The sequence below is a fragment of the Archangium lansingense genome (genome assembly GCF_026626635.1).
Lineage (GTDB): Bacteria > Myxococcota > Myxococcia > Myxococcales > Myxococcaceae > Archangium > Archangium lansingense.
Genome location: NZ_JAPNKA010000001.1, coordinates 8,004,709 through 8,027,640, shown reverse-complemented (window position 1 = coordinate 8,027,640; position 22,932 = coordinate 8,004,709). Strand labels below are relative to the sequence as shown.

Sequence of the window (22,932 nt, the reverse complement as noted above, 5' to 3'; positions counted from 1 at the left end):
CCAAAATCCGCTGAAAAGACTATGGGCTGCGCTGACGGGCCAGCTCCAGTGTCCGGGCATTCTCGGGCACCTGGCGCAGGAAGCGCTCGCGGGCCTCGGGCTCGGGAATGTCGCTCGCGCGAGCCCTCACGCACTGCAGGGCCTTGTGCAGGGCTGCATCTCCCATACTCCCATCTCCCTGCGCGAAGCAGGCCTCCGCCAGCGCCAGGTGCATGGCCACCGCGTACACGCCCTCATTTCCCATCTGCTCCAGTTCCTGGACTCCCAGCAGCGCCACCTGTTTGGCCTCTGGAACTCGTCCCAGCGCAAGCAGGATGGAGCAGTGAACGGTCCGCGCGTAGACCCGGTACAGCAGGAAGGGCTCCAGCAACTCACAGGCCCTGCGCGCATACACCTCGGCCTCGCGCGGCTCGCCCTCCACCGCCAACAGCCTGGCCAGCATGGAATAGCCCGTCCCCTGCCGGATGGGATCGACCTGCTCGTGCCTCATGTAGTCGGACAGCATGTCACGAGCCTCCTGCCGGTGCCCTGGCTCGGGGCTGCCAACAAGGGTCATGAGCAGGAATTGCTGGGCATAGACAGCCGTGGCGTGGCGCTCCAACCGCTGGGCGCTGGCCAGTGCCTCTCGCAGATGGGTCAGGGCCTCGGGCAGCTCTCCCAGGGCACCCAGGCTCTGCCCCAGGAGGATCTGCGTCTGGCTCACGAGCCGCTCCGCGCCGAGCTCACGAAATACACGCGTTCCCTGCTCCGCCATGAGGAAGGTCTCCCACGACCTCGCCTCGAAGAAGTATTGGAAGGGGCCCTTGAGCAGTGGCAGGTACAGCTTCAGGAACTCCTGGCCCACGACGCCAGCACCCGCTTGCGCGAACCGTTCGATCGCGGTCTCCACGCCCTGCCGCGCCCCCATGAACATCTGCGTGCCCATCAACATGCCAACGGCCTCACCGTAGGCCAAGGCCGCCTCGGGCTCAGGCGTGGTGCGAAGCAACAGCTCTTGCAACCTGCCCACCTCCTCCAGATGCCCGTAATAGAGATGGCCGACGATCTGGCCGCCGATGAACCAGCACCACAGCGGGCTGCCCTCTTTCAGCCCGCGCAGGAGCTCACCACCGGCTTCCAAGGACCTCGGCATCCGATCCTGCCAGTAGTCCACCACGGACTGGAGCGCGCGCAGCCGGGTCAGGGACTCATCGCTCACCTCGCAGGCCAGCGCTGCATCCACGCACCACATCGTCCCCTGCAGATCGTTGCGCTCGAAGAGCTTCTCCGCGGCCCGGGTGTAGAAGTGGACGGCACGCTCGGGCTGCCCCCCCAACCGCAGGTGCGTGGCGAGCACCAACGCATCGGGCTCGCCCATCTGCTCCAACCAGGCGGCCGCGAGCCGGTGCCCCTGGAACCGGTGACTCTCGGGCACCAGGCCATGGGCCGCATCCCGCACCAGCGCGTGGCGGAAACGGTACTCGGCCACGGTGGGAAAGTGGCTGTCAGGCGACGGCACGATGAGCTCCTGCTCCACCAGCAGTTGCAGGTGTTGCTCCAACAGCGGCTGCGCCGTCCGGTGGCCCAACAGCTCCCCCACACCCTCCGGCCAGAAGGCACCGCCGAAGAGGCTGGCGGCCAGCAGCACCTGGCGTGCCCCCTGCTCCATCCGCTGCAGGCGCGCCTGCAGTACCGCCAGCACCGTCTCCGGCGCCTCCTCCCCGCGCCCCTCCGCCACCATGCGGATGAGCTCCTCCAGGAAGAGGGCGTTGCCGTCCGACTGCTCCACCACCCGCTGCACCACGGACTCGTGCACCTGGGGCCCCAATACCTCACGCGCCAGCCGGGCGCACGCCTTGCGATTCAGCCCCTGGAGCGGCACCTCCTGCACGCGGCTCGCCCAGAGTCCCGGGAAGAGTTCCTTCACCTCGGGCCGCGCCAGCGCCAGCACCATGAAGGGCTGCCCGGCCAGCTCCCGCAGCAGCTCGCCCACCAGCCTCACCGTCAGCTCATCGCTCCAATGCAGATCCTCCAGCACCAGCAGCACCGGTTGCCGCAGACACTCGGCCTGTAGGAAGGCCCCCAACGCCCGGCCCACCTGCGCGCTCATAAATCGCGGCTCGCGTCGCGCCATCTGCAGGCGGGGGCTGTGCTCCTCGGGGAAGGGCAGGGCGCACAGCTCTCCCAGGAACTCCACCACCTCCTGGGCGTTCGCCTCGGGCAGGTGCAGGGCCACCCGCTGGTACAGCCGGCTCCGCCGCGCCTCCAGGCTCTCGCCCTCGCCCACCCCGCACAGCCTTCGGAGTGCCTGGCCCAACAAGCCATACGAGGCGCCCGTGCTCATCGGGTCTCCACGCCCCAGCAGCACCAGTGGCGGCTGCTCCTTGCCCTCCAGGCGCCGAAGGAACTCCTGGCGCAGCCGGGACTTGCCCACACCCGGCGGGGCCGTCACCAACAAGGCCCGGGCGGCCGGCTCCTCGACGCAGGCGGTGAAGGTGAGGTCGAGCAGCGCCAGATCCTTCTCCCGGCCCACGCAATGGGTAGGCTTGCCCAATAGCGGACGGGAGGCGTCGGCATCGAGCCGCTCGCCTTGCAACGCGAACGTGCCCGAGTCGAAGCGGGAGAGCTGGAAGCCGGCTCCGAGCAGACCGGCCGTCACCTCGTCCATCACCACGCTGGAGGAGGAGGCGCGCTCGAGCTGGCGCAGCAGCCGCCCCGCCCTGTCCATGGCCTCGCCCACCGGCAGCCTCTCATTGAGGACACCCAGGCCCGTGGCCAGTACCACCGAGGCCTCCGGCCAACGCTCCTTGAGGGTGAGGGCACAGCGCGCCGCCAGCGCCGCCTGGTCCGTGGCCGTGCCGCGCTCGGGCACCAGCGTGGCCACCAGCGAGCCATCCGCCAGCAGTTCCACCTGGGCACCCCGAAGCGGCGCCAGGTCCGCGCGCAGCGAGTCGCGCAACGCCAGACCCTGGTTCCAATCCGCCGTCTCCTCCGGTGAGGCGGCGAGGGACACGAGCAGCACGCTGACGAGGAGCTGCTCGGCCTCCGCCACGCTGTCGCGGTGCGGCTCCATCCCCACCTGCGGCAGCAGCAGCTCGGGGACGGACTCCAGTGATTCGAGCGCCTCCAGCAGGCTGGCGGCGTTCGACAGCCTCCGCCGAGGGTTCTTGGCCAGCATCCGGTCCACCAGCACCTGCAGGCCCGCGGGCAGGCCTGGACGCAGCGTGTGCAGGGGCGCCGGCTCAGCGTGCAGAATCTTGGCCAGCGTGGCGGCGAAGTGCGGCGCGGCGAAGGGGGGCCGGCCGGTGAGGCATTCGTACAGCACGCACCCCAGCGAGAAGATGTCCGCGGCGGGCGGAATCTCCGGCGCGCTGGAGGCCTGCTCCGGCGCCATGTATCCCGGCGTCCCCACCACCGTCCCCGTGCCGGTCACCGCCACCAGGGTGCGCGTGGCGTAGCGTGCCAGACCGAAGTCCAGCAGCACCACGTCCTCGGGCCGCCCCCCTCTCAGGAAGAGGTTGGAGGGTTTGAGATCGCGGTGGACGATGCCCTGCTGGTGGGCCGTGGCGAGTGCCTCCGCGGCCCGGCGCAGCAGGGACAGCGTCTCGGGAAGGCCGAGCGGCTTGCGGGCGAGGCGCCGGGACAGGTCCTCTCCTTCGAGCCACTCCATGGCCAGGTAGGGCTGGCCCACCTTGGTGGAGCCATGTGCAACGTATGAGACAATCCCGGGGTGACGCAGCTCGGCCAGCAGCACCGCCTCCCGTTTGAAGCGGTAGGCCACCTCCGGTGAGGTAACGGCATGCAGCAACTTGAGCGCGACGGTCCCCCCCGTGGAGGAATCGGTGGCGCGATAGACGGCGCCCATCCCTCCGCGGCCCGCCAGGCCCTCGAGAACGAAGTGGCCATCGATGACGGTTCCCTTGGGCAGGACTCCAGCCGGGTTGGCGGGTGGAGAGGTCTTGTCGTCGTTGTCGTCGTCGGCCATGTTGGGTCCAGATTGGGTCCGGCGAGAGCGAGCCTATTCGGGCGCACGCGGTTGTCGTAGGACTTCCAGGGCGGACGTAGCCCTCACCGGCCGGTGAGGGCTTCCGCACGCGGCTTGCCCTCCGCCGACGCGGGCATCCCCATCTCCAGCAGCGCGGACAGCGTGGGGGCCACGTCCACCGGGTCGATCTCCTGAAGGTACAGGCCCGGCTTCACACCCCGGCCCGCGAACACCACCGGCACCTGCACGTCGTAGGAGTACGGCGTGCCGTGGTTCGTTCCTCGCGGATAGTCACTCACCACCTGGAACGGCTTCGACACGAAGAGCACGTCCCCGCTGCGCATCGGGTAGTAGCCGCGCCGCAGCGGTGCCACCAGCCCCCCGCTGTCCGGCGCCGAGTCCAGGTCGTCCTTCGCCACCGCCATCACCGCGAAGGGCTGCTTCGACAGCCACGCCGCTGCCGCTCTCCGCACCGCCACGCCGTCCACCTGTCCCGACTCCAACGCCTTGCCGCCCAGGTATACGTCCAACTCCATCAACTTCACCGCCACGTCGATCCCGAACTTCGCGCGCAGCTCCTGGGCCAGGCCCTTCGCCATTTCCACCGGGTTGAGACGCACCGCGGGCATGCCCGCCTGGGCCCAGGCCTCCGGAATGTCCGCGCCGCCGTGGTCCGCCGACAACGCGATGACCAGGTTCGCCCGGCCTCCCGCCGCGCGCTCGGCGGCGGTGATGAGCTCTCCCAGCGCCTGATCCAACCGCAGCAGCGTGTCCTGCATCTCCCACGAGTACGGACCGAACGTGTGGAATGCCGCGTCCGTGCCGCTGAAGCTCACCGCGAGCATGTCCGGCACGTTGTCCTTGCCCAGGCCCTCGCCCTCCAGTGCCGCCTTCGCCGCCTGCACCAGCAGCTCATGGGAATAGGGCGACACGCCGAAGACCCGGTACGACGCGGGACCCGGCTCCTCGAGCCCGCCGTTCATTGCGTGGGGAAACGTGCGGCCCATGCGGTAGGGGTCCGGCGGTTCCGCGGTGTGGTCGTCCTCGCCCACGTACTCGGCGCGCGGACGCAGCAGCTCCCACGTCTTGCCGAAGCTCGCGTCCGCCAGCTTGCGCGCGTTGAAAGCCTGCATCCACGCGGGCACCGCCTTCGTGTACCAGGTGCTCGTCACCATCTTCCCCGTCGCTTCGTCGAACCACCAGGCCTGTCCCCGACGCCCGGCCAGCGGTATCGCTGAGCGAGCCTTGAACGACAGTGCCACCACCTTGCCTCGACCCTGCGTGGACACGTGCAGCCGGTCCGCCAGTGTCTCCGCCATCAGGTTCTCGGGGCTGGTGTCCGACGTGGGGACGGTGACTCCGCCCAGGAGCTGGTGCGTCGGGTCCATGTAGGGCTGCACGCTCTGGCCCGTGGCTCGGTCATAGATGTCGTTGTCCACGATGCCGTGGCGCCAGGGGTTCGCGCCGGTGGCCAACGTGGCGTGACCCGGTGCGGTACGTGCCTCCGCGTAGGCATACCGGGCGTAGGGGTAGTAAGCCCCCGTGTTGAGCAGTTGCCCCAGGCCCCCGGTGAGGCGCGGACGGTTGCGCAGGAGCAGGTCGCTGCCCAGCGCATCGACACTGATGAACAACGTGAGCTTCGGGGCTCGGGCGGAAGCGGGTAGGGCGAGCAGGACGAGGAGGGCAGCGAGGGCACGCAACATGGCCGGCAGCCTCCCCGGCCGGAGGGTCAGAAGCAACCAACATGCGTCCCTACCGCCTGGTCACGTCCCCACCTTCAGTGAGGCTCAGGCCGGGCCGGTGACAATGGGCGTGTCGGCCAACCCACCCCATTCCGTCCATGACCCGTCGTAGACCGCCGTCCGCGTCCGGCCGAGGCGCGCGAGGGCCAGGGCCAGGATCGACGCTGTTATCCCCGAGCCACAGGTCGTCACGATGGGCTGTTCGAGGTCCACGCCCGCCGCCTCGAATACCCGCGCCAGCTGGTCGGCCGGCAACATCGTGCCGTCGGGCGCGATGACACGGGTGGATGGGACGCTGCGCGCGCCCGGCATGTGGCCTCCCCTCAGTCCGGGGCGCGGCTCGGGGGCCTCGCCGGTGAAACGGTTTGCGGGGCGGGCGTCGACCAGTTGTTCGCGGCCGCTGGTGAGCGCCCGCAGGACCTGCTCCTTGTCGCGCACCAGCTCGGCGGTGAATCGCGGGGTGAAGGGGCGCTCCCGCGGAACAGGCTCGTCGCTCTCGAGGGGACGGCCCTCGGCTCTCCACTTGGGCAGGCCGCCGTCCAGCACCACCACGTTCTCGTGGCCCATGGCACGGAAGGTCCACCACACCCGCGCCGCCGAATGCACGCCCTTCGCGTCGTAGACGACGATCCGCGCGTCGTCGCCGATCCCCAGTGCTCGGACGCAGGTGGCGAACCTGGCGGGGGAGGGGAGCATGTGCGGCAGCGGGCTGTCCGTGTCCGCGATCTCGTCGATGTCGAAGAACACCGCGCCAGGGATATGGGCCAGGGCGTATTCGCGTCTGGGGTTGCGCTGGTCGGCGGGCATGAACCACGTTCCGTCGACGACCTTCACGTCAGGGGCCGCGAGCTGCTCTTGCAGCCAGGCGGTGGAGACGAGCGGATCCTGCGGCATGTGAGACCTTTCAGGGCCAGCGAAGCGCTGGAAGAGTAGCAGAGGGGAGGGGACGCACTGCGCGTGAATATCGGGCTTTCCGGGTCCGTCGTAGTCGCATGATCAACACTTATCGAGTCACCGTGCTGTTCGCCCTGTTGGCCACGTCCTCGACCGTGGCGTGGGCCGAAACCTCCGTGTCGCCAGTGCCGCTGATCGTCGCCAAGGAGGGGAGTGTCGTCTACGTGGGCAAGGACGGCCCACGAATCCTCGCGGACTGCCGACAGAACTCGGACAGTCGAATGCTCGGAGGTCCTGAGCGGGGCAAGATCGTGCGCAAGTCAAAGCCGTGCAGCTTCACGTCCCTCGCCGTGCACCCGCCGACGGGGCGCTGGGCGGTGGCGGCACACGTCACGGGTGACTCGGACATTCCCCACTCCCTCCTGGTGAGCTTCGTGGTGGCTGGCCGCGAGCTCAACGTGCCCAAGAACAAAGCGGGACGTGCCAAGGGCGGTAACTTCCTCGTCCTGGGGGACCTCAACGGAATCGTGGCGATTACCTCCGGCCTGTCGGAGACATGGACCGAGGATGGGCGCTTCTTCCCTCAGTTTCCCGAGATGTTCACGGCGGACGGCTCGCGCGTGCTCGTCTCCATCGGAGATTCGAGCATGGTCGAGTGGTGGAGCTGGAGCTTCGGCCCCCGGCCCGAGAGCGTTCGCGTGCTCCCTCGTGGCACGACCGACACCGCGGGCAACATGCTGCTCAGCGGTGAGCAGCGCACCGTGCTGAGGCATCCACGCGGTGGCGTCCGCGTCGCCACGCTGGAGTCTACGGGCAAGCGGCCGTGGAAGGTCGGCCCTCCCTTGAAGCAGGTCCGCAAAGGGATGCTGACGCCCGTGGTGCTGGGGGACACGATGCTCTTCTTTCGCGAAGGCGACAATTCGACCGACTGTGAGGGGGTCGATGCCGGTAGCTACCGGCGCCTCGAGCTGAGCACCGGCCAGGAGCGGGTCTGGCGACGTTACGAGGGACAGTGCAGCACGCACGACAGCTTCGCCGCGGCGAGCCCGCTCCGGCGGACCCTGTATTTCCTCGAGGGCGTTGAGCACTACAGCGTCGTCCATCTGTACGAGTACGATGTCGAGCGCGACGCGACCCGCGAGATAGCGATTGAGTCGATCTCCAGCGTGCCCGACATCAGCGCGGATGGGCGGACGCTCCTCGTGCTCACGTATCAAGGGATCGTGCTGTATGACGTCGTCGCGGACAGCTCGACCGTGGTGCGGGGCCTGGGAAGCATCACGGATGCGAAGCTGATCGCCCAGCCGTGAGAGGCGAGTGCTGTGCTGCCGGACCGAGCGGCGGCCCAAGCCAGAGCCTGCGGTACGAGCGTGCATTCCACCCCCTGCCAAGGGTTCTTGCCGGACTTGCCGTCGTGGCCATGCGGCTCCAGGGTTGAAGGTGGGCTGCCCCTTCACGCTCCGGATCCACCATGGCTCACGACGTCTTCATCAGCTACGCGAGCGGTTCTCCGAAGGACAAGATGACCGCCGATGCGGTCTGTGCAACCCTCGAGAGGCATGGACTCCGGTGCTGGATTGCTCCCCGAGACATCCTCGCAGGCGAGGACTGGGGCGAGGCCATCATCGATGCATTGAACGAGGCCCGTAGCCTCGTCCTGGTCTTTTCGGCCAGCGCCAATCGCTCCCAACAGATCAAGCGTGAGGTGGAGCGTGCGGTCCATCGCGGCATTCCCGTGATTCCGTTCCGGATCGAGGACGTGGTGCCCTCGAAGGCCCTGGAATACTTCATCAGCACGCCGCACTGGATGGACGCGATGACGCCGCCGCTGGAACGGCACCTGGAACATCTGGCCCACTCGGTCCGGTTGCTCCTGAGCAGGCCGCCCGACAATGCGTCGTATCTGAAAACGCCCGCACCTCGGGAGGAGGCTCTCGAGGTCCCCTCTCCGCTACCCCGCTCCACAGCCCCTCCCATGCAGGCGAGGCTTCGCCAGAACTTCCGGCGGCTCCAACAGCGCCTCCTTCCTCCCCTGGGAAGGCTGAGAGGGTTTCCTCAGCACGCCTGGCGGTGGATCTCCCAGGAGAAGCACTACCGGCTCATCGGAGTCGGCGTGGCGCTGGGAGTGGTGTTGCTCGTGCTCGGGGCCCTCCTCTTGGCGCGCGAGCCGGAGCGGTACCCTGGCCTGGCGCCTCAGGCGGCGGCACACCTCATCCGCGCCGAGAGCTTCTATGACGCGCGCCAGCTCGGGCCCGCCATGGACGAGTACACCCGGGCGATCGAGATCGAACCCAGAGCGGCACCCGCCTTCGCGGGCCGGGCACTGACGCGGATCGAGAGGGCTGATTTCGAAGCAGCGGTGGCGGACGCGAGTCAGGCCATCGAGCTGGACCCAGGGCTGGCGCAGGCGTACGCCGCCCGAGGGCATGCCTGGGTGGAGAGACGGGAATATGACAAGGCATTGGCCGATGCAGCCAAGAGTCTGGAGCTGGAGCCCGACAACTCCAGGGCCCACGTTGTCCGCTCACGCGTCTACCTGGCGCGGCTGGAGGTCGACCGTGGGCTCGAGGAGGCCAAGAAGGCCGTCAAGCAGGACAAGGACTCCCCCTGGGCATACCTGGCAAGGGCCAGTGCGCACCTCGCCCGGCAGGACTTCGACAGGGCACGGGAGGACTACGACCGGGCCATTGAGCTCGGCCCCGATAGCGCCCTCGCGTACATCGGGCGTGCCAGGTTCCACCTGAGCAAGGACCTGCTCCCGGAGGCGCTCGCCGATGCCAACAAGGCCATCGAGCTCGGCCCCTCGGTGGCGGATGCCTTCACCCTGCGAGCCACGGTGTGGCTGATCCTGCAGGACCCCGAACGGGCCCTGGCAGATGCCAACGAGGCCCTCCGGCTCGAGCCCATCAATCCCGAGGCCTACTCCCAACGGGCTCTGGCCTACAGCCTCTTGAACAAGCCGCTGGAGGCCCTGGAGGACGCCAACGAAGCCATCCGGCTCGATGATCGGCAGGCGGTGGCCTTCCTGGCCCTGGCCATGGTCCACAGGAAGGCGGGCCACCTGGATCAGGCCGTCTCCGATGCCAGCAGGGCCATCTCCCTGGACGACCGGCTCGGCGAGGCCTACCTCCTGCGGGGATTGGTCTACGCGACTCAGGAGCACCGGGAGCAGGCCTTGAAGGATCTCGAAGCCGGCACCCGGCTCAAGGGCGCCCGCGATGTCGAGGTCGCCCAGGTCTATGCCACGCTCCTCATTCAGAGCCAGCAGTACTCCCGGGCGATCTCGCTCCTGAACGACGCGGTCCACCAGCACCCCGACAACCCGAAGCTCTACGACACGCTGAGCACCGCCCACCTGATGGCGGGGAACCTCGGATCCGCCGAGCTCGCCTACCGCAAAGGGCTGGCGCTGGATCCCACCCCCGAACAGCAGTTCAAAGGGGCGCCAATCTCGGAGATCCAACCTGGTTCCCAGGCGGAGCAGCTCGGACTGAAGCCTGGAGATCTCATCCTCGTGTACGACACGACGCTGCTGCCGACCTTCTCCCAGCTCGCAACGCTCACCCGACAGCCCGGAACCGGCCACCGCGATCTCAAGGTGATACGAGAGCGGAAGGTCCTCACGTTCCAGGTCGAGCCGGGTCCGCTTGGCGTCAAGATGGCCTCGAAGTCGGAGAGAGCCCTGGCCATGTAACCCAGCGTGCCGAGACTCGCGGGGGAGGAGGGGAGGACGAGCGAAACCGGGACCAGAGGTGAGTGGCCCCGGGTCCCCGTCTGGTACCCTTTCTGCGCGCCTGTCTCGACGTGCGCTCTCCATCCACGAACCTCGAACCTCCGACCACGGTTGACCCCTATGGCAACGAAGAAGTCCAGGACCGCGAAGAAGTCCGCCACGGCGAAGAAGAAGCCGGCAGCTGCGAAGAAGTCCGCCACGGCGAAGAAGAAGCCGGCAGCTGCGAAGAAGTCCGCCACGGCGAAGAAGAAGCCGGCAGCCGCGAAGAAGCCAGTCGCTCAAACGGAGATGGAGCGATTGCTCAAGGCTGCTGACCGTCTCGAAGAGACCCTCCTCGACATGGACCCCGACGACCCGGACCTCGATTTGACTCTCGAGGATCTAGAGCAGGTATTCAGAGAAATCATTCGAATCGATCCGGGAAACGTCGCGACCATGATCCGCCTCGGCGAGTTCTTCCTCGATCGGGATGGGGCCGAGGATGTTGCGCTAGAGTCTTTCGAGCAAGCATTCAAGCTCCAGCCTGGAAACAAGAAGCTCGCGAAGTTGATCGAGAAGGCCAAAGCGCAGCTCGAGGAGAACAAGGACTCATAATTCCTTGCCCTCCTCGGCGGCGGCTGCGGATTGAGAGGAAGCCGCGCTGAAGAATGCCGGGGCGAGTGCCTTGATCGGCACCTCGGTGACCGAGATGTTGGTCTCGCCATTGGTGTTGATGACGCCGATGAAATAGCTCGAACGGATGGTGGGCTGCACGTCGCGTGGCAGATGGAAGTTGATCTGCGTCGGCGGAATTCGTCACCGACAGCGCGCCGCCCTGAAAGATGCCGCGAAAGAAGTTCGGCGCGCGAGGTGAAGGGGCCCGAGCCGGTGCACGAGGTTTTGGCCATGGCGGCGGGGCGGGAGTACCATCAGTGTATGACGGACAGGTAGTGCACTGTGCGAAAAGGAACGGGCTGTGGGTTGCATCTTTTGTGAGCGAGGGATCTGTTTCGATTCGACCCATGAGGTCGTAAGAACCATCACGTCCTTTCCAGTCTTTGCGTCAGGCACGTCGGTGAAACCATCGTCCTCGTCGCCCGATGCGCTGAGTCCATGTATGTTCTGTGAGCAGGGCCTTTGTATCGACCTGTCCCACAAGTCTCAGGGACAGTTTTTCGGCCTGTTGCCGTCCGACAAGACGGTTCCAATCTGGGATATCAAGAACAGCTCCCGCCGTGAGCCCGTCTCGTCGTTCTCCTTCGAACTCGCCAACCCAGAGCCTCGTCCTCTTTTTCCGCCTGAAGTGCCGAGTCAGCCGCGCATCCTCATCAACGGCGTCGACCTCGAGGTCGCCCTCACGACGCGAATCCATCCGAGCCAGGCCGAGGAAGCGAAGCTCATGTCGGGCATGATTGGCTGCGACATCGGCAAGCTCAAGAGTCACGCGATTCCCAAGATCATCCATCGCTTCTGGACTGGGGGACCCATCAGGAAGGCCGCCCTTGCCGGTCTCATCGACGATGGCGTGCTCGCGCGCAAAAACGGCTGGAAATCTTATCTTTGGTACTCAGATACAATTGAGGAGAGCCTGGCCACGAAGCTCGGCGACTATGCGAGTGTTCGGGACTCACAGCGCGAGGCCCTGCGGAGGGTGGGTTACACCGTCTGCAGCTTGGAGGAGGTGCGAGCGATTGGGTTTCGACGTGAGATCAATAGATTTGGAACGGCTTCGGGAAAGACCGCCGCGATTGGCGCTGGATGGGACGATATCAAGTACTTCTCGGACTTCGCCCGCCTGGCCTATCTGTTCGTGTTCGGGGGCATTCATATTGATATCGACATGCGACTGGGCGATATCGACCTCTCCACGACCTATTGTCATAACGATCCCAATGGTCAGATCCCGCTGCTCGGCACGCTCGCCCGCGACAGCCGGGATGTCGAGGTCGGCAAGCACATCAAGTTTCTCAAGTCGCTGCGCGACACGCTGCGAGTGCCCTGGCTGGAATATGAGAGTTCCGTGCGATTCCTGGCTCAGCGGGCGGTGCTGGGGGCAGCGATGTTCAATGCCTTGATTGCCTCCCGCCCGGGGACGACCCACCTCGCGCTCGCACTCGACGAGTATTGTAAGCAAAAGGATGTCATCAGCGGCATGGCGCTGCAAAAGTTTCTTTTGCTGGGGCACACCGCGAAGGTTTCCACACAAGGTTTCCAGAAGGCCGCCGGGTTCACCGTGCCTCCCTACCTCCTGCGGCTCGATCAGTTGACAGAGGAGAGCGACCTCTAAACAGCTTTGGGTGAGGGTCGACGGGGGACGCCACGGCTCAGTGGAAACTCCCCGTGACGCGGGTCCCCACGGGCCAGGAGTCGCGCCAATCCGGGGCCTCGGCCCGCCCTGGCCACAGGGCTCCAACCCGTCGGCCGCAATCGTGAGCGCGGCGAGCACTCCTGCCCACAATCCAGCCATGTTGCTTATTCTTGATTTGGTGGACTGGCGGTTACTAGTGTACCGTTGACGGGGTGTCCACCTCTTCGCTCCAACCCTGGCGGCCGAGGCCATCGCTCTCCGCACCTGGCTCGCTTTCCGTGGTACGCCTGAGGGCCGCTCGGACGCAGGGGGGCGCGCCTGGGCCTTCTGTTTCCAGGGGAGCGTTGTGATGACACAGCAGCTGCGTTCCGAGAAAAAGTTGATCGTGGTGATGCTGGCCGTGGGCTGCTCCCTGGCTGTCGCGCTGCCCATCACCTATCTGATTCTGACACCCCGGCTGGCACCGCCAGCCGAGCCCGGCAACATCTCCAGCCCGACGCTCGCGCAGCTGCTCAACGAGAGCATCGATCAGGCCCTGGCGAACATGAATCCGGTGCACTCGCCCGGCCTGATTCCGGAAGCGGAGGCCAACTCCCGGGTGTTCCTGCGAGAGGTGGCCGAAGTGGTGGCCCGCTGCAGCAAGGGCCGCCTGGAGCCCAACCAGAAGTACAACAGGCTGGAGTACCATCTGGTCCGCGTGGATGGTGTTCGCTACGAGCCCATCTACACGGGGAGGGGATGCGGCGAGGAGTCGCTCATCTTCCGGGCCACGTTCAAGGATGGTCGCGTCGCCAATGCCTTCACCGACGGTCGTGAGCGACAGTACCCCGTCGACCACGTGCGTGGCGTGGTGCGCGAGTTCGGGAAGAGAGTGACCTGGTCGGACTGGACGTACCACCGTGAGCGGTACTTCCCCCCGCCTCCAGCCCAGCCGACCCAGGAGGACGTCGCGAAGCAGTGGAAGTGAATTCCCCTCTCGGGTGATCCCCATCAACGGCCCTTCTCGGGCCTTACTCCTTGTGATGACCGTTGGAGAACTCCATGGACACCTCTCAGATTGAAGACCGTAAGCTGAGCCGTCGTCGTCTCCTCGCCGGTACCGCCGGAGTCGCCGCCGCCAGCGCGTTCGGCGGCACTCTCCTCGCACCCTCGACGGCGAACGCCGCGGGGGACGGGTACGGGTTGCGGATCGTCGAGCGTAACGAGAACGGCGGGCGGCTCCAGTACTACCGCTTCGCCACCAGTGCCATTGCCTGGAATCCGGCCGTCAACGTCCTGCTGCCGGACGGCTACCACACGAGCGGCAAGCGCTACCCGGTGCTCTATCTGCTCCACGGCGGGGCGGAGGACTTCCGGACGTTCCACATGCACCACGACATCATCGGCCTGACCGCCGGCCGGGAACTCATCGTGGTCATGCCGGACGCCGCCACGGGCTGGTATTCGAACCCGGTCAGCACCAACACCGGGGCGCGCAACTGGGAGACCTTCCACATGGCCCAGTTGCTGCCCTGGATCGACGCGAACTTCCGCACCTTCGCCGAGTACAACGGCCGCGCTGTCGCCGGGTTCTCCATGGGCGGCTTCGGCGCGTTGAAGTACACCGCCAAGTACTACGGTCACTTCTGCTCGGTGAGCGCCCACTCCGGCCCGGCCAGCCTGCGCCGTGATTTCGGCCTGGTCGTGCACTGGGCCAACGCCTCCTCCTCGGCCGTGGAGCTGGGCGGCGGTACGGTCTACGGCGCCCCGTTCTGGGACGAGGCGCGGGTCAGTGCCGACAACCCGATGCAGCGCATCGAGAGCTACCGTCACAAGCGCATCTTCCTGGTCGCGGGTACGTCGCCCGATCCGGTCAACTGGTTCGACACCGTCAACGAAACCCAGGTGCTGGCCGGCCAGCGTGAGTTCCGGGCGGCGCTGGCTGGGGCCGGTATTCCGCACGAGTGGCGCGAGGAGCCCGGCGGCCATTTCTTCCGGCAGCATATCTTCACCCAGGACCTCAACGGGATGCTCGCGCGGCTGCGGCGCGCCGGCTGAGCTGCACGACACCGTCGCGTCTCCGGGGTTCCAATACCAGACACCGAGCCACTCAAACCGTGACGTGGCCACCACCCTCCACCCAGGAACATCCCAGGGTGGAGGGTGCACAGCGCTACGCCTGCCTGTGTGTCAGGGCAGATTGACGTGTCAAAAGGCCCAGGCTTCAGCGCGGATGGAATTGCTCGATGGTGATTTCCTCGGCCAGCGCATGAAGAGGGGCTCCGAAGGTGGTGACCGTGGTGAACCAGCGTGTGGTGACGCCGTCGACGGTGAAGGTCAACGGCACCAGTACGGCCCCCGCGCTGCGAGGCAGGGGCGGCAGTTGATGCGCTTCGGGGAAGGTGAGCACGCGCTCCAGCACGCGCGCGACCTCGGAGCGGGGGCCGCGCAGCCGGGCGTTCTCCCGCAGCCGGTGAAGCAGAAAGCCAGCCACCTCATGCCAGTTCCCAATGGCAGCGCGGACCCGGCCGGGCGAGAAGACCAGGTCCATCAAGTTGATTCGCCCGAGCGCTTCGCGCCTCTCTCCCATCAGCTCGAGCGCGCCGGGGTTCGCGTCGAGCACTGTCGAGGCCGCGTCAAGCACGAGGGCGGGGTAGGGGTCGTGCGCTTTGAGCATCATCGCCGCCGCCTGACGGAGCTCCTTCAGCTCCTCGCTGTCCCAGGTGCCTTCACCGAACTGGGGTGCGTGGCCGGCCGCCACGAGCAGGACGTTGCGCTCCCTCAGTCCGAGCAGTAGCGCATCCGCCAGCCGCAGCACCATGTCCTGGCTGGGCGTCGCCCGGCCCGACTCGATGAACGCCAGGTGGCGGGGAGAGACGTCGGCCTCGAGCGCCAGGTGGAGCTGGCTCTTGCCACGCAGCGCGCGCCAGTCCTTCAACAGCGCGCCCAGCTCGCTGCCTCCAGTGCCCGCCGCGGCCTTCCGTCGCGCCGTGCTGCGCCTGGAATCCATCGGTCTCCTGTCATCGACGTCACGCACCACGGGCCCCTCCTGGCTGGTACCCGATGACGGGCGGCGACGCACTTCCCTCTGAGGTCATTGCGGGGCGCCCCGGGAATGTTGAGCCTCTGGGGCTCACCCTCACTGGATGGGCCCTCATGTCGGACCGCTTTGTCTATCGTCTTGATTCCCTTGCTGCCATCACCATGGGCGTCGTGCTGCTCCTCTGGGCCGCGCCCCTCACCAGACTCGCCGGCTGGCCCATCCCCCAGGCCTTCCTATTCGGTGTGGGGCTGTTCCTGATTCCCTGGGCCGGGTTCAATGCATGGGTGGCCGCTCAGCCGTCCCTCTCCCTGCGCGCCGCGCGGGTACACCTCGCGGTCGATGCCGCGTGGGTGCTCGGCAGCGGCGCCCTCCTCGTGGCATATGGCTCCCGGATGTCCGGCGTTGGCATTGCGATCGTCGCGGCCCAGGCCGTGGCCGTGCTCGGTGTCTTCGCGCTCAAGCTCGTGGGTGTTGCCCGCCCCCGCTCGAGTCTGCCCTCGCTCGAGTGAGCACTCCCGGCTGCGCCCGGGGCCAGGCACCTGGGCCAGCGGTCATTCGCTCCCTGGATAAAGGTCACGGTTTGGTGAGGTGACGTGGCCGGAATCGAACCCGCTGGGCTGGCGCTACAGCCCCGACAAGAAGCTGTCGAGCACCGCGTTGAACTTCTCCGGCTGCTCCTGGTTGGGCAGGTGGGCCGCGTCTGGAATCACTTCCAGCCGAGCCCCGGTGATGAGGTCCGCCATCTGCTTCGCCTTCTCCAGCGGCGTCACCGGATCCTTCTCGCCCACCACCACCAGCGCGGGCCCGGCGTAGCGCGCGAGAATGTCCTTGCTGTCCGGCCGCAGCGCCATGCCCCGCTGCGCTGCCGCGATTCCCGCGGGAGTGGCCGTCCTCATCAACGCTGCCACCTCGCGCCCCACCTCGGAGTCCGGCCCCGCGGCGACCAGCTTCGGCACCAGGGCCCGCACCGAGGCCTCGGGTCCCTCGCGCAGCGCCTCCTGGGCCGAGGCCTCCCGCCGCGCACGTCCTGCCTCGTCATCCGCCGTGGCCTGGGTGTCCACCAGCACCAGCCCTCGCACGCGCCCCGCGTCCTCTCGCAGCAGCGCCATGCTGGCGTACCCGCCCATGGACACCCCGCCCACCACCGCCGAGTCCACCTTCAGCGCATCCAGCAGCGCCAGCGCGTCCTGGGCAATGCGCGCCATCTCCGTGGGGCCCTCGCCGAGCCCGCTCCGCCCGAAGCCTCGGATGTCCGGGATGATGAAGCGGTAGCGCCCCGACAGTGCTTTCAGCTGCTTCTCGAAGGCCTCCCCGCTCAGCGGGAACGCGTGGAAGAGCAGCACGGCCAGTCCTCGGCCTTCGTCGCGGTAGTTCAGGGGAATGCCATCGACGGTGATGGTGAGCATGGGCTCTCCTCCAAGAGGTCTCAGATCCACCGATTGCGCTTGAACCAGAACAGCAGGGCGATGGGCAGCCCGAACACCGACACCAGCATCACCCAGAGGAACTCCCTCCGCGAGAGGACCTCGAAGTTCTGTCCGAAAAAGCCCGTGATGAACGACAGGGGCAGGAAGATGGTCGCGATGATGGTGAGCTGCTTGCTGATTTCGCTCGTCCGGTTGGCCATCATGGACAGGTAGCCGTCCATCACGTTGCCCACCAGGTCGCGCCCCGCGTCGATCTGCTCGTACAGCCGCACCAGATGGTCATACACGTCGCGGAAGTACAGCGCCGTGCGCTCCTGGATGTTGTGGATGCCCCTCCGGGCCAGGAAGCCCATCACGTCTCGCTGCGGCGACAGCACCCGGCGCAGCGACACCAGCGACCGCTTCAGCTCGAAGATGCGCTGCAGCTGCTCCGGCTGGGGGTTCTCGAAGACCGCCGACTCCAGGTCCTCCAGCTCGTCGTTGAAGCGGTCCAGGACGGGGAAGTTGCGGTCCACCAGCGCATCCGCCAGCAGGTACAGCAAGAAGTCCACCCCGCGCTCCATCGTCGCCTGCGGCTCGTCCCTCACCCGTTGCCGCACCTGCTCCAGTCCCTCGAAGGGCAGCTCGTGGACGCTGATGAGCCAGTCCGGCCCCAGGAAGAAGTGGTGCTCGTGCAGCGTCAGCTCGCACACGTCGTGCGCCTGGGAGGTGAAGCCCTGGAGCACGATGAACTGGTGGTTCGGGTACTCCTCCAGCTTGGGCCGCTGATCCACGTGGAGGGCATCCTCGATGGCCAGTTTGTGCAGCCCGTAGCGCTCCCCGAGCCTCTTCATCTCCTCCTCCGTCGGATGGAGGACGTCGATCCACTTGGCGCCGGGCAGTCCGAGCAGGTCCTCTCCGCCGAAGAGGGCCTTGCCTCCGTTCATGACGACGACCTGGATCATGGGCGTGCCTCGCTCCCGTCCACCATGAAGTCGAGCACCCGGTCCCACAGTCCCTGGAACTGGGGGCTCCGGAAGTGCGAGCCGGATCTGAGCCAGCCCACGTGCTCGGGCGGATCGTCGTAGTGGCCCAGCACGTCCAGGTGGTCGGCGATGACGGCGGTGATGAGCTCGCCCCAGAGCTGGGTGCGCGTGGGCACGACGCCATCGCTCCGCGAGCGGTACTCCTCGAACACATCCCGGAGCTGCCGGTCCTGGGTGGGGGAGGGCTCGGGCGTCACCAGCTCCCGCGAGTTGGGACCGCTCTTCTTGTAGAGGAAGGAGTAGGCGCCGTAGATGACCTCGGGCTCGGGATCCAGCATCCGGAGCGACACCAGGTCTCCCATGCCGGGATCATTCTTGCCGGTGATCGCCCGGAGCATCCCCAGGAGGCTCGGAGGCGGTGCCCCGGTGATGACCGAGCCGTAGCGCACGCCTGCCCGGTCTGGGTTGTTCCGGTTGAAGTCCACCAGCTTCTCCGGCGTGAGATCTCCGATGATCGACTGGTCCTTGCCCACCTGGGCGAGGAACTCCTCCAGCGTGGCCTGCTCGGTGGGCGAGAGGTGAGCCAGCAGGCGGGTCACCTGGTCGAGCAGCGTGGCCTGGAAGCCGAGCTGATGGCCGGTCTCGCTGAGCGCGTAGAACAGGCGGAAGGCCAGGAACATCATCGGGCGCGGGCCCCGCCGCAGGGAGAAGACGGTGAAGAGCCAGAGCAGCCGCAGCAGCATCTCGCCCCGGCGATCCTCCAGGAAGAAGCGAGCCATGGGCGCGCCATGGTGGGGCGTGGCCACCGTCACCACCGAGCGCACTCGCGCCAACAGGTGAGGCGCCTGCCGGGGTATCCAGGTGGATACCAGGCCCCGCGCGTCCAGACCTCCGGTGGAGTGCCCGACCAGGTGGATGGCCGCGTCATCGTTCGCGGCGCTCTCCTCGATGCTCCGGAGGAGGAGCCTGGCCCGGACCTCGAGGCTGGCCGTGGGGTGTCCCGTCAGGGGCTCCACCTCGGCGGTGTGGCCGCGCTTCTGGAAGCCCTCCAGCAGCACGTCGCGGACATGCCCGAAATAGACGATCCGCTCGGCTGGCTTCTCTCCCATGTGGGTGAAACCGAAGAAGCCGGGAATGAGGTACACGCGGTGCTTCGCCATCCGGTCAGTGTAAGAGGGCAGCACGGGGCCCTCGCAAGGGAAATGCCCGGATCCCCACGCTCGGGGAAGCGAAGTTCGCGACGCGGCGCAAGGGAACCGATAGAGTAGGCGCGTCGTGTTGCCCCCCAAGCTTGAAGAGCTCCTCCAGTCCTTGTCTGATCGCGCCTTCGCGGAGCGCCTGCGTCTGGTGTACGACGCGGCGGCGCAGGCCATCACCCGGCTGAGCGACCTGGATCTGTTGAAGTACGAGACCGCCCACGTCGAGGACAGCCCGGATCTGTCCCTCTGGGAGGAGATGGCCCCCGTCATCCGGGACACGGTGATGGACGTCAACGGGCTGCTCAACGTCGTGCGAGAGCAGTTCGCGACGAAGCCGGCGGGGGGCGCGGGTGCCGCGACGCCCCTGGCGGCCAGTGTGGAGGCCCGGCGGGCCAAGGACGCCTCCGAGCTGTTGTTGGGGTGGATGCAGCAGCTCGCGCAGGGCGTCACCCAGCTGGGCGAGACGATGCGCAATCCCGCGGTCGTGTCGGATCGGTGGACGCTGCTGGCGGAGATCCAGCGCCTGCGCGAGCGCTACCGCGAGCAGATGGGCAACCTCGTCTTCGAGTCCGCCAGTGCCTTCGGGCCGGTGACGCGGCAGCAGGTGGTGCCCGGCCACGAGGCGGAGGTGAAGGCGGCGGTGATGGTGCGGGCCATCGTGGCGGACCTGTCGCGCATCGTCTCGGCGCGGCTGACCAAGGTGCGCGAGGCCGAGCCCGAGGACGTGCAGTGGAACGCCCAGCAGCTCCAGACGGAGCTGGACGCCTTCGGGCGCACCGCCGCGTACAAGCACCTGCGCGCGCAGGACAAGCGGCACATCATCGAGCTGCGCGGTCGGGCAGGGCGGCTGGCCATCCAGGACAACCCCAGCAAGCCGGAGGTGTTGTCCGTGGTGGAGGAGCTGGACACCATCGTGCGCTCGCTGTCGCACGTGAACCAGCGGCAGTTGCTCATCGCTCACGATCGCGAGGTCTGGGCTGGCTGCGGGGTACGGCTGGAGCGGTCCATGGGGTTGCTGAACACGGATCCCCCAGGAGCCGCGCGGGCCTTGGCCGAGGCCGCCGCCAGCGCCCAGTCCCTCTACGGGAGGGAGCCGCAGCTGGATGCCTTCCTGCGCAAGGCGCGCAAGACGCAGCTCTCCCAGCTCTCCGGCGCGGAGCTGCGCGCCAGCGTCGAGACCCTCCAGTCCCTGTTGGCCGGACTGGACGTGCTCTGAGCTGAGTCACCGCCGTGGCGGCTGTCGGGCCACCTTCCGGGCCGGCCCTCCACGCGCCCCGCCTCGTGTCGCGGGCTGCTTGCGGCGAGTCCTCGTGCGCGACGCCGGAGCCCGGGCGGCGGGTGCTTCCTGGTCGAGCACCATGTCCCGGAGCCAGCTCACGGGGATGAAGGCTGGGTTGCTGTAGAGGGCCAGCAGCGCCTCGGCGTCCACGGGCCCGAGCAGCTGGGTCGCCAGCTTCGTGCCGCCGCCCTCCCGCCAGGCGCTCTCCCAGAGCATGGCGAGGCAGATCGCGCCCCTCGCCATGCAATCGCACGTGCGCTCCCCGAGCACGTCCCACATATGCGGAATCCGCTGGCGTCCGCCCTGCTCGTTGTAGGCATCAATCACCTCCATGGGGGGGAGGGTGTCGAATGTCGCCTGCATGAGCTGCACGACAGCGTCCGCCGCCGCGGCTCCGCCCTGGAGCGTGTCCGTGACGTGCGTGCCCTTCACGCGCTGGTTCACACCCGCGATCAGCTCGGCCGCCCGCAGGTCCAGCATCTTCGTCTCGTAGACGGCGTGGACGTCCTCCTCCTCGGGGTGCCCGGGCCGGCCATGGTGCAGGAACGAGACGTGAAGGGGCTGACAGGCATCCCCCACGTAGTGGGCGAGGATGCCGGCGGTGCACAGGAACTCGGAGACCTTCTGCTCCCGGAGGAAGCCCACCATCGCGTCGTAGAGCTGCCAGACCCGGAACGGCAGCGCGCCGCGATGGGCGTTCTGCTTCTCGCCGATGCTCTCGTAGAACTCGCTCCACACCTCGGGCGTGCGGCTGGACGGGTCCGTCCGCCACAGATCGAGCAGTGTTTTTCCCTCGAACCGTCCCTGGCCCGGTTGATCCATGTCGGCGAAGTGGTTGGCCGCGTCCCGCTTGCGCGTGGTGCGCCACACCAGATCCGCCACGTCCGCGAGCGCGACGAAGTGCTGGGTATCGGCGCGGGGCAGCTCGCCGCGGGCGATGGCGTCGTCCCCCACTGCGATGCGCTCCGCGTTGGCCTTCATCAGATGCGCGAGCTTCCGGTTGGCCACGAGCCCGCAGGCCGTGATGCCCACTTTGTAATGGCCCACCTTTCCCCAGTACTCGCTCAGCCCGATGTCCCAGTCGCGCAGGAGCTCGACGTCCAGCGTGCGGCAGATGGAGCTCAGGCTGGTGGCGAGCGCGAAGGAGAAGGTGTCTCCGTCCCCCGGCGCCATCAGCTTGTGGCCTCCCCACTGGAGCGCGAGCGGACGCCATTGCCGGGCCCGGAGGCTGGTGGGGGGCGCTTCCTCCGTCTCCGGGGGCTGTTTCGGCTCGAAGAACCAGAGGGAGCCCGAGTCCCCGGGCCGCGTGGGCAGGGGCCCCTCGCCCTGACGGGGGCCGATCAGCAGGTCCGCCACGTAGTCGAAGCCGCCCAGGGACTGGTAGCGGTAGAAGAGCCCGTGGATCTCCCCCGCGAGCGGGCCCGAGGCGCTGCCGAAACCGCGCACGAAGCAGCCGATGAGATCCAACGAGATCGTGTCGGAGTTGAGGTCCACCAGGGGACCGAGCTCGCCGATGCCGAACACCTGGGCCGTCCACCCGCTCACGTCATCGAGCCGCACGAGGCCCGCGTCGAGGTTGGAATAGGTCCGGCTCCCGGGCCAGCCCGGGTACACCTCGGAGAAGGGGAGCTTGCCCACCTGGCGGGCCTGGGTGCGGCCCACCCGGTGGCGCTGGCCCTTGATGAGGGTGTGGACCTCTCGGCCGGGCTCGCCCACCACGTGCCGGTTGGTGAGGGCGTGGACGGAGTCCCCATCCGTGACGAGGCAGCCGAACGTCCCTACGTGCTGGCGCCCCTGCACGTCCGTGAGGGCCGGGTAGCCTCCGCCGACCAGCCCCGAGGTGAAGGCGAGCGTCTGGAGTGGCGCCGGGGCCCGCTCCTGTCGCTCGGCGAGGATGACGCAGGTGGGGACGACTCGACCGTCCGGCAAGTAGAGCAGCGGGGGGACAAACTGCTCCGGCTGGTGGGCGAGCTCCTCGGGGGTCATCCACTGATCCACGAACACCAGCACGCACGGCCAGGACCAGTGCCGGACCACTGTGTTGGAGAGCGTCCGGGGCGCTGAGCTCTTGCGGACGGGTTGGGCATCGGGATTCTCCGCGTTCGAATCCTCCCGGCGGATCCGGTAGCGCCCGATCGCCGTCGCTACCACCGAGTCCAGATGCGCGAGATGGACGTGGTACGCCTCACGCGCCTCGAGCAGGTCCTTGATCGACAGCGAGCTGAAGTCCCTCGATCTCAGCAGTCCCTTCTTCGTCATGGCACCACGCCTCCTTGGAAGGTCCGGCTCCAAGAGAGGTGGAGTGGGGGAGGGCGGAACGTGACGCTACCGGGAGGCCTTGCTCGAAGGGTGTCTTTGCTTGCAGGTCAAATTATTTCAAGGCAAAGTATTCCGGTGTTGGCGCCTTATTTTGGCTCCCA

General features: G+C 67.4%; 17 protein-coding genes. 8 read left to right on the top strand and 9 right to left on the bottom strand.

All coding sequences use genetic code 11. From position 1 onward, the window contains the following. Positions 1 to 19 precede the first annotated feature (19 nt). From OV287_RS32050 to sseA, 3 genes are all read right to left on the bottom strand, one after another. Positions 20 to 3,964, bottom strand: coding sequence for a serine/threonine-protein kinase (locus OV287_RS32050; RefSeq protein WP_267537842.1), 3,945 nt, complete (start codon positions 3,962 to 3,964; stop codon positions 20 to 22). An 83-nt stretch (positions 3,965 to 4,047) separates the two neighbouring features. After that, positions 4,048 to 5,667: an alkaline phosphatase family protein gene (locus OV287_RS32045; RefSeq protein WP_267537841.1), complete on the bottom strand. Its 1,620-nt coding sequence runs from the start codon at positions 5,665 to 5,667 to the stop codon at positions 4,048 to 4,050. Positions 5,668 to 5,751: 84 nt separating this feature from the next. Further along, positions 5,752 to 6,600 (bottom strand): 3-mercaptopyruvate sulfurtransferase, encoded by an 849-nt coding sequence (gene sseA / locus OV287_RS32040; protein WP_267537840.1) that lies wholly within the window; start codon positions 6,598 to 6,600, stop codon positions 5,752 to 5,754. 98 nt (positions 6,601 to 6,698) lie between these two features. Here sseA and OV287_RS32035 point away from each other — a divergent pair, with 98 nt between their 5' ends. The 3 genes from OV287_RS32035 to OV287_RS32025 all read left to right on the top strand — a co-directional run bounded on the left by OV287_RS32035 (position 6,699) and on the right by OV287_RS32025 (position 10,927). Then, a complete protein-coding gene (locus tag OV287_RS32035; protein WP_267537839.1) occupies positions 6,699 to 7,910 on the top strand; it encodes a hypothetical protein in 1,212 nt (403 codons plus the stop codon). Between the two features lie 161 nt (positions 7,911 to 8,071). Then, entirely contained in the window at positions 8,072 to 10,294 is a 2,223-nt protein-coding gene (locus tag OV287_RS32030) for a tetratricopeptide repeat protein (protein ID WP_267537838.1), read from the top strand. Positions 10,295 to 10,453: 159 nt separating this feature from the next. After that, a complete protein-coding gene (locus OV287_RS32025; RefSeq protein ID WP_267537837.1) occupies positions 10,454 to 10,927 on the top strand; it encodes a hypothetical protein in 474 nt (157 codons plus the stop codon). On the opposite strand, the gene OV287_RS32020 is transcribed toward OV287_RS32025, so the two are convergent. Further along, positions 10,922 to 11,086, bottom strand: a complete 165-nt coding sequence (locus OV287_RS32020) for a hypothetical protein (protein WP_267537836.1) — start codon at positions 11,084 to 11,086, stop codon at positions 10,922 to 10,924. The two genes, OV287_RS32025 and OV287_RS32020, sit on opposite strands and share 6 nt — an antisense overlap. A gap of 343 nt (positions 11,087 to 11,429) precedes the next feature. On the opposite strand from OV287_RS32020, the gene OV287_RS32015 reads away from it, so the two are divergent. From OV287_RS32015 to OV287_RS32005, 3 genes are all read left to right on the top strand, one after another. Next, on the top strand, positions 11,430 to 12,599 hold the full coding sequence (locus OV287_RS32015) for a glycosyltransferase family 32 protein (protein ID WP_267537835.1): 1,170 nt from the start codon (positions 11,430 to 11,432) through the stop codon (positions 12,597 to 12,599). A 370-nt stretch (positions 12,600 to 12,969) separates the two neighbouring features. Continuing rightward, positions 12,970 to 13,587 (top strand): hypothetical protein, encoded by a 618-nt coding sequence (locus OV287_RS32010; RefSeq protein ID WP_267537834.1) that lies wholly within the window; start codon positions 12,970 to 12,972, stop codon positions 13,585 to 13,587. Between the two features lie 74 nt (positions 13,588 to 13,661). Further along, positions 13,662 to 14,657 (top strand): alpha/beta hydrolase, encoded by a 996-nt coding sequence (locus tag OV287_RS32005; RefSeq protein ID WP_308809754.1) that lies wholly within the window; start codon positions 13,662 to 13,664, stop codon positions 14,655 to 14,657. A 166-nt stretch (positions 14,658 to 14,823) separates the two neighbouring features. Here the strand turns inward: OV287_RS32005 and OV287_RS32000 are convergent, their stop codons facing one another. Beyond that, entirely contained in the window at positions 14,824 to 15,636 is an 813-nt protein-coding gene (locus OV287_RS32000; protein WP_267537833.1) for an MmyB family transcriptional regulator, read from the bottom strand. A gap of 119 nt (positions 15,637 to 15,755) precedes the next feature. Between OV287_RS32000 and OV287_RS31995 the strand changes: the two genes are divergently transcribed. Then, on the top strand, positions 15,756 to 16,151 hold the full coding sequence (locus OV287_RS31995) for a hypothetical protein (RefSeq protein WP_267537832.1): 396 nt from the start codon (positions 15,756 to 15,758) through the stop codon (positions 16,149 to 16,151). Positions 16,152 to 16,265: 114 nt separating this feature from the next. Here the strand turns inward: OV287_RS31995 and OV287_RS31990 are convergent, their stop codons facing one another. Genes OV287_RS31990 through OV287_RS31980 form a run of 3 tightly spaced genes read right to left on the bottom strand, consistent with a single transcriptional unit; the run spans position 16,266 to position 19,218 of the window. Continuing rightward, positions 16,266 to 17,048 carry an alpha/beta fold hydrolase gene (locus OV287_RS31990; RefSeq protein WP_267537831.1) on the bottom strand — a complete coding sequence of 261 codons (783 nt, stop codon included), beginning with the start codon at positions 17,046 to 17,048 and terminating at the stop codon, positions 16,266 to 16,268. Between the two features lie 20 nt (positions 17,049 to 17,068). Continuing rightward, positions 17,069 to 18,013: a magnesium/cobalt transporter CorA gene (gene corA, locus OV287_RS31985; protein WP_267537830.1), complete on the bottom strand. Its 945-nt coding sequence runs from the start codon at positions 18,011 to 18,013 to the stop codon at positions 17,069 to 17,071. Continuing rightward, positions 18,010 to 19,218: an esterase/lipase family protein gene (locus tag OV287_RS31980; protein ID WP_267537829.1), complete on the bottom strand. Its 1,209-nt coding sequence runs from the start codon at positions 19,216 to 19,218 to the stop codon at positions 18,010 to 18,012. The genes corA and OV287_RS31980 overlap by 4 nt, the downstream gene beginning before the upstream one ends. A gap of 127 nt (positions 19,219 to 19,345) precedes the next feature. On the opposite strand from OV287_RS31980, the gene OV287_RS31975 reads away from it, so the two are divergent. Continuing rightward, complete coding sequence (locus OV287_RS31975) at positions 19,346 to 20,449, top strand: hypothetical protein (RefSeq protein ID WP_267537828.1); 1,104 nt, start codon at positions 19,346 to 19,348, stop codon at positions 20,447 to 20,449. Between the two features lie 6 nt (positions 20,450 to 20,455). Here OV287_RS31975 and OV287_RS31970 read toward each other — a convergent pair whose 3' ends face one another. Continuing rightward, on the bottom strand, positions 20,456 to 22,771 hold the full coding sequence (locus tag OV287_RS31970; RefSeq protein ID WP_267537827.1) for a phospholipase C/P1 nuclease family protein: 2,316 nt from the start codon (positions 22,769 to 22,771) through the stop codon (positions 20,456 to 20,458). Between the last annotated feature and the right edge of the window lie 161 nt (positions 22,772 to 22,932).